A 14,922-nucleotide genomic window follows, 5' to 3' on the forward strand; every position below is an offset into this window, starting at 1 on the left:
AATGATTAATAAAGACAAGCTTGTGCAATCAGCAATTACAGCTTTTTTAGTGCTGTCTTCCAGCCACTGCGCCATTGCAGCCTCAGATAACACCGACTCAGGGTCTAATGAAAAATGCTATGGCATTGTAAAAGCAGGTATGAATGATTGCTCTACAGCAACCTCCTCTTGCGCAGGATCTGCCACCAAGGATAGTCAACCCGACGCATTCGTACTTATGCCCAAAGGTCTCTGTGACAAATTGGTTGGCGGGAGCCTTAAATCAGAGACAAAACCAGCCAGTTAGATGCAGGCGTTTTTGTCAAAATAAGAATAATCAAGGGAGTTAATGATGATAATAACGGTTCTCTTTCGCCAGTTGCTGGTGATGATGATAGCATTGCTAGCCTGCTTTCCCCTTCATGCGGCAGAAAAATGGACACTCGATAATCAGCATAGCTATGTTTCATGGCGAATTAAACATTTAGGTTTTTCTACCCAGACAGGCAAATGGTATGTGAACGGATTTGTGATTCTGGATAAAGAGAACCCTCAGAACAGTAAGGTTGAAGCCACAATTGATGTCGCCAAATTTATTACTGGAATACCGGAATTAGATAAGCATCTCCAGGGCCAATTGTTTTTTGATGTGAAACGTTATCCTACAGCCGTTTTTGTTAGCGACAAGGTGGAAATGACGGGTAAGAATAGCGCTAATGTGCACGGAATACTCACAGTGCACGGGGTGAGCAAGCCAATAACGCTGGCTGTTACGCTTAATAAGGTTGGGAAAAACCCTATTAATGACCGAATGACTGCCGGTTTTGTCGCGACCACTGAATTGAAGCGCTCAGATTTTGGTATCAAAACCTTATTGCCTGATCTGGGTGATGATGTCAGCATTGAAATTGGTGCAGAAGCCTATCAGCCTGATACTCCGGGAGATAACAATGCTGCTCAAAAACAGTAACGATCATTTTGGTCTGATTGCTATTTTGTTTCATTGGATTATGGCGATTCTAATCATAGGCTTGCTGATCATGGGTATTTATATGGTAGAACTGCCTATCAGCCTGCAAAAACTGAAACTCTATGGTTGGCATAAAGAATACGGCTTATTGGCGCTCGCTTTGGTGATAGTCAGATTGTGCTGGAGGATAATTAATATTAGTCCTGAACTATCATTACCGCGATATGAAATTATTGCCGCGCGGCTTGTGCACTGGGCTTTTTATGGCTTCATGTTCGCTATGCCCATTACCGGCTGGCTTATTACTTCCGCAGCCGGCTTGCCTGCTTCATTTTTTGGCTTATTTACTTTACCGAATCTCATTGTGCCTGATGAAGAACAGCGGCAGTTCTATGAACTTGTTCATGAGTGGCTGGGGTATGGATTGATTGTGACGATTATTCTTCATGCCAGTGCTGCTCTAAAGCACCATTTTATTAATCGGGACAATGTATTAAGGAGGATGATTTCATGATTATTGAAAAAAGGAAGTGGCCATGGCTTTGTTTGGCTATGATACCTCTGTCAGTAAAGGCAGCCCCGCCTTCCTGGGAGATTGTTCCGGCTGAAAGTCAGTTGATCTTTACCGCTACTCAGAATGGAGCGCCAGTTTCAGGGGAATTCAAGCATTTCTCCGGCACAATCCTGGTTGACCCTGCTGACTTAAAAAATAGCAGCATTGACATTATTGTCGATATTAGCTCCATCAGTGCTTCCTATGCTGAGTTAAAAGCGACATTGATTACTACGGATTGGTTTAATGCCAAGCTTTTCCCCAAGGCTGAGTTTAAATCCACCCAAATTGAGAAAACAGGTGAAAACGCTTATCAGGCAAAAGGAATGTTGACCATTCGCGATAAAACACAGCCGGTTGTCTTATCGTTTACAGGAGAGCAGCCTAATCCTGACAAGGGGGTTGTTAATGGAAGCACTGGAATTAAACGAATCGCTTTTGGAGTAGGACAGGGCGAGTGGTCAAGCACCGATGAAGTAAAGGACGAAGTAACTATTAATTTCAAAGTGACTGCAATTAAAAAATAGAATGACAGGAGTTTATTATGCGACTTTTCAAAACCCGATTGCTGGGTGTTTTGCTATCTTTTTTTGTAGCGCAATCTGCCGCCTTTTCTGAAGCCGCTGATTTTGGTGTGGCAGTGCAAGGCTATGATGTAGTAGGGTATTTTACGGATAAAAAGCCTGTCAAAGGTAATGGCGATCATGTGGTTTTTTATGACGGATTGAATTACTTGTTTGCCAGTGATGAGCATAAGAAAATGTTTACTGGAAATCCTGAAAAATACCTGCCTCAATATGGCGGTTGGTGTGCTTTTGGTACTTCGGTAGGCAAAAAAATACCCAGCGATCCCCTGGCGTGGGCCATCGTTGATGGAAAGCTTTATTTGAATCTTAATACAAGAGTACAGGGGATCTGGAGTAAAAATACTAAAGATTATATAAATAAAGCGAATAATAATTGGCTAAAGATTAAAGACAAAGATCCTTCATCACTTTAAGTTTTCAAGGGGAGATGGGTGCACTCCCCTTCAATTAATGCTAAACGCCTGGATTATTGCCTTTAGCAATAAACTTAAAATAATCAATTAAATCGTCCAGATCGTCATCTTTTAAACCCACATAACTAGAACCACTCATGCGGGAATTCGGGAGCTTTCGCACAGAATCCGGATTTCGTATAAATTGTTTCAGTTGATTTATGTCAGGATAATACTCAAAGATGGTCTTAGGATATATGAGATCTGGGCCTATTGTCGCTTTCCCAATATGTTTTAACGTATGGCAGGATGAGCAATGACTAACGTAAATATTGTATCCATTTAAAACTCTTGTTTTTATTTTTTGCGGTATGCGAGCAGGAGCAGAAATAACAATCGATTCATTAATACGCTGATGCTCAATGATTTGGACCACACTCCATGCCCAGTACTCATCTGAAATATAAGAAAGTTCGGGATCTGTCCAAATGACCGCATAGGGGCCAGCTGTGGTATTCGTATGATTAAATAGAACAGGCCATTTTTTATCGGGTTCAATAGCCAGATAAGCAATAGAAGCATTCTTTTGACAATTTAAGATTAGACGAGCTGGAATTAAAACAGAAAATTGATCGTTTGCGACAAACTCTAAAATGTTGTCAGGACTTATTTGATATTTATCTAATAAATCACATAGCCTAACTGTTTGATACTTCATCTTTCTATTAGGATAGGCGCGGCTATAGTCCATCTCCAGCGTTTCCAGCTTTAAAGTCTGCAGCTCTGCTTTATTCAAAACAGCAGTTTGCTTTTGTCCTTTAATTTCTAATGGGAATGAAAAACATACTTTGCCAGGAAAGACCTGTAAAGCCACTAAAATCAAAATCATGAGGCTTGAAAACTTTTTCATTAAAATCCTTTTTAATACAATGATGAGTAACTCAATACAACCCAATGATTCCCAGGCAGTCAGCTTGCAGTTATAGGGCTGAAAGCTCCTTGAAAGCAAAAACTAGGAAACTCTGTCAATAAGACTTTTAATTTCATCATAATTAAAAAAATTTTCTAAATTTAGGCTGGATTTATTTTTAAGAATATCGCCAAATATCAGAAAATGTTTTTCGTAATACAATGAATCCAAATAATCAATCAGATTTTTCTTAAAAAAATCGCCAGACTTCTTACTTTTTTTAAATTGATTTAAATCAACAATTTTCTCTTTCTTCTCTAACTTCTGTTCGCTATTATTGATTTCCTTATTCAATTTATGCCTGTAAAGTGCCTCTATTTTCCCAACGGATATTGCATCTACTTTCAAAAACTGAGAAAGCGTTGTCAGGAAGCATAAGTCTTTATACTCATGAGTTTGCTTATAAATGTACTCTTGAGACCAGTGAGTGTGCAAAGCGACTGAAGCCGTATCTAAAACAACTCCAACAGACCATTCTGGCTGACTGCGTTTAGTTTTATTCTCATTCCGCGAGACAAATTCCAAACCTTTAGCAAAAGCAATTATCAAGTCATGAACCAGCACTTCATCTTTAGCCTGGAATAAATAATCAGAATACCGTTCTCTGGCATACGCAGTCCAGGTATCGAATAGTAGTCTTGCTGTTCCTTTTATTTTGAATATCAGGTGAGATTCAATAACAGCCTTAAAATGAACAGAATTTTTATCTATTATTAATCCCCTTTTGGCGTTCTGGTAATGTAACTTCAATCTAATCCTCTCAACGTCATCCTGAACGCAGTGAAGGATCTCCTGAATCGGGCTCAGCTCTAAGCAGTTTGAGATCCTTCGCTATGCTCAGGATGACGTACATGACGCTCAGGATGACGTACCTGGAGAGTTACTGGTAATTTTACTTTTAACCAATTATACCCAAATAAAAAACATAATCACATTATGAAGGGATATGGATCACGATACCATTTTTCCTCAGCTTTAGTCCAAGGCCTCATAGCGCTTTATTCAATTGACACATCTGGCAAATAATGCGCACTTTGTTAAAATTAGTATAAATATGCCAGGGAATCTAAAATGCCAGGTTCAGAATCATCGAATAATAAACGACGCCACAGCCCTATAGAGCAGAGCTCTCGAAAACGACAAAGAACGGATAGTGATTCCAGTTCAACCAATCAATACTCTATTGAGCAGCTATTCAGTAGTATTGACGAGCTGGTTAAAAAAACACCTTCAGCAATGGAAAGACGCTCTGTTTCAGATGTGTCAGAGAACTTAGCGAATATTGAAAATATCCTGAGAACAACCCCCGATCTTCTTAAGCTTCACTTTGAAAAAACTGCCGTTTCTACAAATTTGTCCCGCTTTATTTCCAATTTACGTGAGCTTGTTAGCCGTGGTTATCCAATAAAGACCTTCCCTACAGCGATTATTGTCAAAATACTGAATAGTATGCTCCGTGAAGAGAAATCAACTGCATATTCATTAACCACTATATTGTCTTGCCTGGGATCGACATTATACCAAGTTCTTGACCAGAACATCCCTGCCAATTTAATTGAACAGGTTGTGCTCAAAGCAGTCAGGCTAGATGCTGACTACCGAGCGTTAAAAGGCTGTATTATGGGGATATCGCAGCTCAACGAACATAAAAAAATACACGGCCAACTGCAAGCAGGCAGCTTGGAAAAAATTTTTCCATTAGTGGTCAAACGCTCGGATAATACAATTATTACCTCGGCCCTTTGTGAATTACTCAAGAGTCTTAAAAAGAATAATTCTCTTTCTGGCGAGGTGAGTGCGCTTCTAATCAGTAATTGTTTAAAACATTTTACTCTTAGCAGAAGCAACAGATATAACGCCGACACTAAAGATAATTTCGGAAAAAAAAGTCGGAGTTTTATCATATTTAACCTAAAAACATTAGGTGATTATGAATGCCTGACTGATCGTTTTGAAATGTCAGATCTCATTCATGTATTGAAGGAATTTCTGGTTTATACAGAATATGACCGATATATTGGTAATTATGTTTATTATCTGGGTACGCTATCGTTCCAGGGGCATATTCTGGGGCGGGCCACAGCTGCTGATTTAATGAAATGCCTGAAAACAATCTCCGGTAATGATGACAGCCTGGGATTGGCAATTTTTGGCGTCGGATTATTATCGGATAATGGCCGAATTCAGGGCCGAATTAGTCTTAATGAAATTTACCCCTATTTCCTGAAGCAAAAAACCCTGCAAAGGATTTCTCAAGGCATGGTCGCTCTGGGTTTTTTATCCAGAGATAATATGCTATCTGGCTGTTTACCTCTGGCCCCATTAATTGCATTCATCACCCCCTTTCTTGAAAAGAATACAGTTCCTGATGAAAATCCTGCTCATTCCTATGTGTCCATTTTGGTGAATCTGCAAGAAGTATTAAAAAAAGGAAGTTTTGAGGGAAAAATTCCGCTTGGCTTTCTCAAAAAGATAGTTACTGAACTCTTAAAGGATTACACACCTAAACAATTGGGGGTCGCACTAAGTATGGTGAATGAACTTCTCATCCAGGGAAGCATCAGTCAATGGGAGGGTGCCTGGTTAAACGCGCTTTTAATTAAAAAGAAGATAAGCCAGCATATTAATTATGAGGCTGATCGCGGCGAAGCTATTTCTATTTTTTCTGAATTAGCACAGATTTCTGAAACCTGTCATGATTTCAGTAAAGAGTTATTGCTTCCATTGGCCGAGGGGATCGTGCTTACGGATAACATGGAGATAGAAGATGCTTTGGAGTTTCTTGATTCTGTAAAATTACTGGCTCACAAGGATAGAAACTATCTCCCCTGCTTCCTGAAGGCTCTTGATTGCATACCTCCTTATCCGGGTTTAGATGAGGAACATCAGGATCTTGTAGAAGCACTGGCTGACAATTTAAAAAACCTGCCTTCTTTACTGAACATAATGCAAAAGCAGTTAAAAATCCCTTCGAGCCAAATGGTTCGTTTAGCAGCTCCAGGCATGCCATTTTCCAGACAAGAGACAAGATCCTCCGTAGAAATAAGGCCAGCTAATACAGAAATAGAAGCGAGTGAGCTTGAAAGAGGCGAAATCCTCTGGCAGACACCGGGCAATGATTTTCATTCGGAAGTTGATAATGAAACGGCGGGAGAGGAAGGAGATATCCTCCTGCCGAAGACAGGAAGAAAATTGAATTCAACTTCTACAAAAACAGCGGAGAAAATCAATATCCCTGATAGACCAGGTATTGATCTTTACACCGCTATCTCTAATAACAAAAAAGCGGAATTATGCGCCTTACTTGGCATTGAGGATAAGGTATATGTACGAAAATTTAGAAGAGTACGCCTGACACAAGGGGAAAGCAATGACAGCTCAACACATGAACCTATTCCCTTTACTAATTCCGAAGATCTTGTATTTGCGTTTTTTTCCCTTGAAGAAGAGGTTCTGAATCCTCTCATAAACCGCATTAACAATGCGGATTATTTATTAGCCTTATTTGATGCCTGCTCTATAAAAAAACGCTTTGAGCTGGTAAAAAGCACCGCCTGCATTCCCTTGATTATTCAAAATTTCAACTCACTCACTGAATTGGCTCGATTTGTAAAAATAGTGACCTTTGAGTTTCAATATTACAGGGACCATAAGGCTGTTTTAATGCTTAATGACGAGTTAGCGGCACGGCGCGATAAAAATCTGAATGAGGCTTCTCAATTATTAGTTTTGCAAAAAATCTTTTTAAAACGAGCCCTTAAAAATCATTTCAAACATACCCGTGCTCGTCCTCTGATAGAAGCCGCATTGGCCAAGGTCCAGATTGAGCTGGATAAATTACCCAGACCGGTTCCAGAAGCGGCGCCAGTGGTCACTCCAGTTTCTTTTTTTCAAAAACGCCCACGCACTTTAAGACGAATTGACTCCCCTCCCCCGCAAGAGCCAGTGCGGGAAAAACCCGCAAGACCTGAGGGAGCAACAGGTTTTGCAAGAGTTAGAATCAATTGCAACTATTTCTATGAGACAGAAGATATACAAGCTGTTCTGGCTGCGCGCATAAAACAGTTATTGATTCGGCAGCCGTCTTTACCCGGAGTTTCTGTCCTTGCCTGCGCACAATTAAATATGTCAGGCAATAACATCGCGAATGTTTTGCTTGATTATTTGGAACATGAGCCACTGGAAGATTCAGAAACCCTGCTCATTCCCATTCAAGACCATCAGCATTGGGTGGGGTTACGTATTGATATACAGAACAAAGCCATTGTTAAAGTCAGTTATTTCGACAGTAACCGCGGTGAGAATTTTGACTACCGCGAGGATGCGAGATACGAAGAGATATGCCGGCAACTGAGAGAAAATAATTTCATTGGAAAGGAAGACGAATTAACCATTCCACCCAACTGCATGCAACAACCCGATGGCTCAAGCTGTGGTGCCTGGCTTATTGAGAATTTCTATTGTGACTTGAAAGGAAGATGGTACATGCCAGAACCGCGAGCTGATGAAATAAGAAAATTGCATCTTAGAACCCTGTATTCAGAACGGCCTGATTATTACGCAGGTTTTGCACCAAGGCAGGCATCTGGACAAAGCTCTATGCCGAGCGAAAGCGAGCAGCGAAGTGCGCATGGTTTAAATTCAAGGCCCTAGGCCTGTAAGCAGAAAATGGGTTTACCATTTTTTATATGGGCATCACCACAGGGATCATTTTTGGCTGTACTTTTCCAAACCAATTGACCTTCTATTTTGGATGGCCTGTGTCATTTATTAGCAACTATTGGGATTACTAGTCTTTGTTTTGGGCATTATTAAATATCAGATAAAAGATTATGCCGTCTACGAATATTCATTTAAAAATATTCTATTAGCAGCTCTGATAGTGATGGCTTTATGGTTGGCGTCATTTTTCATTCTGACCTATACCACCTTAGCCAATTTTGCATTTACAGGTATAGTACTGCTCTCGGCGGGTTATTTTGCATATACCATAAAAGAGCAATCCTCTTATGATGCACGAAAAACAATAGCCCCCTACCTGGAAGTAATGATATGAAATCGCAAAAAAATAGTGCTGCATCAATCCGACAGCTGGAAGAGCGAGCGTGTTCATCTAATTGTGTCAACTCAAAGACTTATTGAAAGTTAGTCGAGTTGCTGGTATTTTGTGTGGCATGAATATAATAATATCTATACGATTATAATTGCATCATGCAGGTGCATTGGTGAATTCCAATTAGGAGATAAATATATGCTTAACAATGATAGTGGGAAAATTAATTATGACATTGGTGATCTTTGTTTAATTATAAAAGAGACTGAAGATGAAATTTTTCAATACAAAAAAGTTTTCCCCTATACTATATTTTATACTCAAAATGGTTCACAACCTATTTTTGTGCAAATGATAAAAACACAGGATCGAGATGCGCTTGTAGAAGCAATGAAAATTAGCCCCTTATCTTTAATTGAAGAATTAAAGTCTATGCGTCTCATTGCCATATCTGCTCTTGCAGAATTGATAAAGCAAGAAACTCATTTTGAACGCATGAAAAACACTTGCCCTGGTTTGTTAACGGACTTGAAAATAAAGACCAAAACAATAACGCCTGAAAAAGTAGCACATGCACTTTGGCTTAGAAAAGAAAAGGGCACTGAAAAAACGGTAACTTCTTTACACCATTTTTCCTTATGGGCTAAAAATAAAGGGCTTTCTTTTGGCGAAGAAGAAGTAAAAAAGGTTATAGATTCAACCTATCAGATGAAGTAAGTGATAAATATGAATGGTTATAAGTTGTTTAGAATAGGGAGAGTCTTATTTTGACACATTAGGGTAGAGATACTATGAAACGATTTCTTATTAATCATCCAAAATGGTCTTCTCTAATATTATTTGTAGCGATTGTTATCATTTTTTTTCTTGTGTGCCTTTTTCATTTAGAGGACGGTCAAAATTTTGAGGCAGATCTGACCTATTCCATTCTGGCTTTGCTCCTTTCAATAATAGTAATATTACTTGCTTATATAAAAACTCAAGAAGCAATTAAGCAATCAAGAACAAGTTATCTATTAAGGATAGATGAACGTATAGGCCACTACCCTGCTATGAGTTTATCAGAGGCTAGGAAACGCTTTATAGATTTAAGCGATATGCGCCATGGGGAAGTTAATCCCAAAGAGCACATTGAAGAACAAAAATAGAAAGACCAAAGCACGGTAAAAAATTTGATCTTAAACTGGTACACCAACTACATTGAAAAACACCGCGCCCAACCTCTGCAAATCTGGCAGCACATTAAAATAGATATCATACCCCTGCTGGGCAATAAGAAATTGGAAAACTTAAAAACGAGGGAAATCACCCAAGCCCTGGATAAAATTGTAGGCCGCGGCTCCCCTGTTCATGCAAACAAAGTACTAAGCACACTAAAGCAAGCCTTTAATTACGCGGTAAGCCGTGGTGAAATGCTAATTAACCCTGCCATGACTATACGAGCCAGAGACATAGGCGGTATAGAAAAACCCAGAGAACGCTATTTAACCCTAGATGAAGTAAAAACACTATGGCAATTCCTCGACAGCGAAGAACACGGAACCTCCTTCCAGATCTGAGCAGCCCTGAAAATCATCCTGCTTACAGGAGTTAGAACAGGCGAAATACGAGTAGCCAAATGGTCAGAATTCGACTTTGAAACTCCTTGTGGACAATCCCAGCCGATAATACAAAAACCAATATCGTCATGAGAATTCACCTCACAGAAATGACTGAAAAGGTATTACGAAAGCTTCAAGCACACAGCGATTCAGAATACGTCATTACAGGCGCAGACGACCTAAGTATTTTATCCGACCGAGCTATGCCAAGAGCAGTAATCAGAATACAATCACGAGTCGGCATCCCCCATTGGACAGCCCACGATTTAAGACGAACCTTTGCAACTCAGCTTGGTGAAGCGTTACATGTTGATCCAGTGGTGATTGAAAAATGTTTAGGGCACAAGATGCCGAAGATCATGGCTACTTACAATAAGAATGAAATGCTACCTCAGCGAAAGGAGGCTCTTGAAAAATGGGCCAAGCTTCTTCATGATCAGGCTCAGCATCCAACCTATTCCATTTCACTCGTTCCAAAATTAAGGGAATAGCTTCTGCATAATTTATAATAAGGTCGCAAATATGAGTAACAAACCAACCAAAAGCTTAACAATCAAGGATGAAATAACTGACTTTCTACTTTACACCTCGCCTAATGGGGAAGTAAAAGTGGAAGTTTTACTGAATAATGAAACGCTTTGGTTGACTCAAAAACGAATAGCTGAACTATTCAATGTAGGCATCCCTGCTATATCTAAACATCTAAAAAATATTTTTGAAAGTAATGAACTTGATCAAAATTCAGTTATTTCCATTTTGGAAACAACTGCTGAAGATGGAAAGAACTATCAGACAAAATATTTTAATCTCGATGCAGTTATTTCAGTTGGGTATCGAGTAAATTCCACGCAGGCAACCCAATTCAGAATCTGGGCTACAAAGATGCTGAAAGAATACATCATCAAAGGCTTTGCGATGGATGATGAGCGTCTCAAAAATGGCCGATATTTTGGCAAAGACTATTTCCAAGAACTACTGGAAAGAGTCCGTTCCATTCGAGCCAGCGAACGCCGTATTTATCAACAGATCACGGATATCTTTGCTGAATGCAGTATAGATTATGATCCCAAATCTGAAATCACCAGACAATTTTATGCTCACGTACAAGATAAATTTCATTTTGCCATTACTGGTCAGACAGCATCAGAAATCGTTTATTCAAAAGCGGATGCCAATAAACCTCTTATGGGGATGATGACTTATAAAAATGCCCCTGATGGTAGAATACTAAAATCCGATACAACCGTAGGCAAAAACTACCTCTCAGAAAAAGAAATCAAACAACTAGAACGGACTGTATCAGGTTTTTTTGACTACATTGAAGGCATCATAGAGCGTCGAAACACACTCACAATGGAAGGTTTTGCTGAGAGTGTTAACAAATTCCTCGAATTTAATGAATACCAAATATTGGAAGGTTATGGAAAAATATCTCGTAAACAAGCAGAACAAAAAGCATTTTCAGAATATGAAAAATTTAATAAACAGCAGCATATTGAGTCAGATTTTGATAAAGCAGTTAAGCTTCTAAAAAATAAATTTAAAGAAGAAAAAAAATGAGCCAATAATAATTGGTCAAATAACAAGCAATATCTCACTAGGTTACATTGTGTAACCTACTCATAATCACAAAGGGTGGGGGCAAATTGCCACCACCCTTTCAATTGAAAGGTTAAAGTTAAATTCAGTGCAGTATATGAATCGGTTACAAAATGTAACCAGTTTAAAAGTTATCTTTAAATCAAGAATAAAAAAGAATAAATCACGAATAAACCAAGAATAAAATTAAAATTTATTCATATAAATCAATAAATTAAATTAATGAAAAGAAATAAAATTTAGGAATAAATTCATCTTTTATTGCAAAATAGGCACTTTAGAACGGGTAAGTACACGCATAATAGCATCAAGTACCATATCAAGCCGTTTACTGACATCTTCGGCGAGAAAACGCAAAACCATGTAACCATGCTCCTGAAGTAACAAATCCTTACGCCTGTCTGTACGATAGGCTTGTTTAGAGGAAAGATGTTGAATTCCATCAATTTCAATAACGACTCGTGCATCACAGCAGATCAAATCCACTTCCATACCACCTAGCCCATCAAATGGAATCGTTAATACGTGATTTAATTGAAACCGTCCCTTAGTTTCTGGCAATGTCTCTAATCGGCAGAACAAGAAGGCCTCAATGAGGCTACGTGCACGATCAATTTGATCAGATTCTAACATTGCAACGTCCGAAAATAATTTCGCTAATGAGTTATCAATGCCATCTGAAACCAAACGCCTAATGGTACTGCCATAATCATTTTTCCAAAGGGGTTCAACAGGTAGAACAACGTCCGATGGCCATCCTGGATAAGCACTTGCAGGTTGTATTATTTTATAACCAACAGATTCATAAGCACTAGATCTTCGTTGAAACATACGTTCTAACATAGGAACGGCGAAATCAGCATAATCATATACATGCACTTCTTTTTTTGTATCATGTAATCGATGAAGCCGGCCAACATATTGTGCAATCGTTCCTTTCCAGGAAATCGGTAATGTCAAAAATAAAGTATCTAATCGCGCATCATCAAATCCTTCCCCAACAAATCGCCCCGTTGCAAGTACAACACGCTCTTCGTTTAATGGGATAGAAGTTAACTGAGAAACAGCTTGTTTCATTTCCTTAACGTTGAGTCCGCCTTTAAGCACAATTAAATGTTGTACTTCTGAGCTTAATTGTTGATGAAGTATATCAAGATGTTCATTTCGTTCCGTTAAAATAATAGGGGAACGTCCTTTTTTGACAGCGTGAATCACGTCATTACAAATCATTTGATTACGATAATCATCATGCATTAATTCCTCATATAAATCTTGAAATTGAATGCGCAAGTTTTCATGGATTTGCTTGTAAGGACGAAAACTTGTTGGACGCACAAAAACATAATGCTCAAATGGGCGAACACTGGCCTGTGCTTTAGCATCCACTCGATGAAGAATAGGACCGCAGCGCATCATAATAATAGGATGACGACCATCTTTACGAACCAGTGTGGCTGACAATCCTGTAATAAATTTGGCTTTAACTTGCCGAATAATATCGTCAAAACTGACTGACGGAATATGGTGGCATTCATCAACAATTATATAACCATACTGAGAAATCATACTTTCAATGTCAGTATGCTTGGTAAGACTTTGAATCAGAGCAATATCAATAAATCCTGTAACTTTCTTTCGCCCCCCACCAAATCGACCAATTTTTTTAGCAGGAAGCCCAAGAAAAGTTTGTAATCGCCCTACCCATTGATCTTGCAGTTGTTTCGTATGAACAACAATCAAGGTGTTAGTTTTTCTCTTAGCAATCATCCAGGCTGCGACAACTGTTTTACCGAATGCTGTCGTTGCAGAAAGAACACCGATATCTGATTGGATTAAAGCATCCACAGCAATTTGTTGTTCAGATCTAAGCTCACCACAAAATTGAATATCTAATGGCTCCCCTGCAAACAATTCTTCTTGGGTGGTATATTTAATTTTTAGTTCACGCAGCAATTTCGTAATGTCATCAAAACAACCACGAGGAAGCCCAATATGATGCGAGTAATCACGAGCACAACCAATGATACGAGGTTTATCATAGACGGGTAATCTCATAGCTTGTGCTTTATAAAAATCAGGATTTTGAAAAGCGGCTATACGAATCAGTCGATTTAATAACGGGGATGGCAATGATTCTTTTTCAATAAAAATCTCATTGCTCATGATCAAGTGTATCGTTTTAGGCAATGTATCAATGATTGGCAATGGTACTGGCGGTTTCCAAGGCGTTCTATTTTCTTCTTCAATAATCTCTAATCTTATACCAACAACACGCCCTTTTGCTTCCGCCTCACTTACTAATTGTTCTATTTCAAAGCGAGTTATTTTTTTAATCCCTGCAAGATAAGCCCATTGGTCTTCAATAACTTGTAATTGTTCATCAATAAACACGCTATTTCCAGCATGACGTGCTGCCTTTTGTAGAGGCAACGCAATGAGATTGCCAAAACCACCACGAGGAAAAGTATCTTGATTGGGAAAAAATCGATCATATGAATCCAAGCCAACTTCAGGATTAGACTCCATGGCTTCTGTTAAAATTGATGCACCTAATTTTCTTGCTAGTGCTGCAGGGATTGACTCCTCAAAAAACAGCCAAACATGTGCACCATTACCAGAGCGAGAGCGTTCAAGTACTGCTGGCAAATTTTTTTGATGACAGATTTTCAGAAAAGCAACAGCATCCTGCTCCCAGGTTGCTTTGTCAAAATCAGCTGCAAGAAAATAACAGGTTTCGTCCAATAGCATAGGGTAAATACCCATCACAAAATCTTGACCTTTATTGTCATACCCCTGCAAATGCCAGTAGACAACTTCATCGTCTATAGGAAGAAATTGTCGATGTTGGCAATCCATACACTTGATACGCGGTTTTTGGCAGACATTTCTAACCCATTCATTTTTACAAGCAGGCGCATATCCAGATTTATGTGTTTTTCTATTTTGAAACCGGCGAGGATAGACATCAGAACGCCCTCGAAATAAAGATTGAAATAAAGCGATTTTTTCTGCCGTAGAAGAATGTTGGGTAATCATAAATATCAGCCGGTTGGAAGCTGGTTAAGTATAACTTATAATTGGCATAAAGAATGAAAGTCATCCTTAAAAGAAGAGCCGGTGACATTTTGTCACAAAAGTATGTTCTTTATCATTTTACCTCTAATTTTATTCAAATTGAAAATTTATTGCCCAAAACATTGTTGTTTGTTTTATGCATG

General features: G+C 38.9%; 12 protein-coding genes and 1 pseudogene. 10 read left to right on the top strand and 3 right to left on the bottom strand.

Translation table 11 applies throughout. From position 1 onward, the window contains the following. Window position 1 precedes the first annotated feature (1 nt). The 5 genes from E1O89_RS06080 (at window position 2) to E1O89_RS06100 (ending at window position 2,502) form a co-directional block, all read left to right on the top strand. Entirely contained in the window at window positions 2-286 is a 285-nt protein-coding gene (locus E1O89_RS06080) for a DUF2282 domain-containing protein (RefSeq protein WP_133139380.1), read from the top strand. An 81-nt stretch (window positions 287-367) separates the two neighbouring features. Next, the gene (locus E1O89_RS06085; protein WP_262337442.1) at window positions 368-949 is read left to right on the top strand and encodes a YceI family protein; all 582 of its coding nucleotides are present in this window, start codon (window positions 368-370) and stop codon (window positions 947-949) included. Continuing rightward, window positions 930-1,463: a cytochrome b gene (locus tag E1O89_RS06090; RefSeq protein ID WP_133139381.1), complete on the top strand. Its 534-nt coding sequence runs from the start codon at window positions 930-932 to the stop codon at window positions 1,461-1,463. The genes E1O89_RS06085 and E1O89_RS06090 overlap by 20 nt, the downstream gene beginning before the upstream one ends. Next, window positions 1,460-2,029, top strand: a complete 570-nt coding sequence (locus tag E1O89_RS06095) for a YceI family protein (RefSeq protein WP_133139382.1) — start codon at window positions 1,460-1,462, stop codon at window positions 2,027-2,029. The genes E1O89_RS06090 and E1O89_RS06095 overlap by 4 nt, the downstream gene beginning before the upstream one ends. 17 nt (window positions 2,030-2,046) lie before the next feature. Further along, the gene (locus E1O89_RS06100; protein ID WP_133139383.1) at window positions 2,047-2,502 is read left to right on the top strand and encodes a YHS domain-containing (seleno)protein; all 456 of its coding nucleotides are present in this window, start codon (window positions 2,047-2,049) and stop codon (window positions 2,500-2,502) included. Window positions 2,503-2,542: 40 nt separating this feature from the next. Here the strand turns inward: E1O89_RS06100 and E1O89_RS06105 are convergent, their stop codons facing one another. Then, window positions 2,543-3,391, bottom strand: coding sequence for a c-type cytochrome (locus E1O89_RS06105; protein WP_133139384.1), 849 nt, complete (start codon window positions 3,389-3,391; stop codon window positions 2,543-2,545). A 102-nt stretch (window positions 3,392-3,493) separates the two neighbouring features. Next, window positions 3,494-4,015: a hypothetical protein gene (locus E1O89_RS06110; protein WP_133139385.1), complete on the bottom strand. Its 522-nt coding sequence runs from the start codon at window positions 4,013-4,015 to the stop codon at window positions 3,494-3,496. A gap of 507 nt (window positions 4,016-4,522) precedes the next feature. Between E1O89_RS06110 and E1O89_RS06115 the strand changes: the two genes are divergently transcribed. The 5 genes and pseudogenes from E1O89_RS06115 to E1O89_RS06135 all read left to right on the top strand — a co-directional run bounded on the left by E1O89_RS06115 (window position 4,523) and on the right by E1O89_RS06135 (window position 11,665). Further along, a complete protein-coding gene (locus E1O89_RS06115) occupies window positions 4,523-8,104 on the top strand; it encodes a Ulp1 family isopeptidase (RefSeq protein WP_133139386.1) in 3,582 nt (1,193 codons plus the stop codon). A 127-nt stretch (window positions 8,105-8,231) separates the two neighbouring features. Then, a complete protein-coding gene (locus tag E1O89_RS06120) occupies window positions 8,232-8,507 on the top strand; it encodes a hypothetical protein (RefSeq protein WP_133139387.1) in 276 nt (91 codons plus the stop codon). Between the two features lie 195 nt (window positions 8,508-8,702). Then, window positions 8,703-9,221, top strand: a complete 519-nt coding sequence (locus E1O89_RS06125; protein WP_133139388.1) for a hypothetical protein — start codon at window positions 8,703-8,705, stop codon at window positions 9,219-9,221. A gap of 317 nt (window positions 9,222-9,538) precedes the next feature. Beyond that, a pseudogene (locus E1O89_RS06130) lies at window positions 9,539-10,596 on the top strand (tyrosine-type recombinase/integrase); the annotation flags it as partial. A gap of 31 nt (window positions 10,597-10,627) precedes the next feature. Next, complete coding sequence (locus E1O89_RS06135; RefSeq protein WP_133139389.1) at window positions 10,628-11,665, top strand: virulence RhuM family protein; 1,038 nt, start codon at window positions 10,628-10,630, stop codon at window positions 11,663-11,665. 297 nt (window positions 11,666-11,962) lie between these two features. Here E1O89_RS06135 and E1O89_RS06140 read toward each other — a convergent pair whose 3' ends face one another. Next, window positions 11,963-14,740, bottom strand: coding sequence for a TOTE conflict system archaeo-eukaryotic primase domain-containing protein (locus tag E1O89_RS06140; protein WP_133139390.1), 2,778 nt, complete (start codon window positions 14,738-14,740; stop codon window positions 11,963-11,965). Window positions 14,741-14,922: the final 182 nt, after the last annotated feature.

The organism is Legionella genomosp. 1 (genome assembly GCF_900640215.1).
Taxonomy (GTDB): domain Bacteria; phylum Pseudomonadota; class Gammaproteobacteria; order Legionellales; family Legionellaceae; genus Legionella_C; species Legionella_C quinlivanii_A.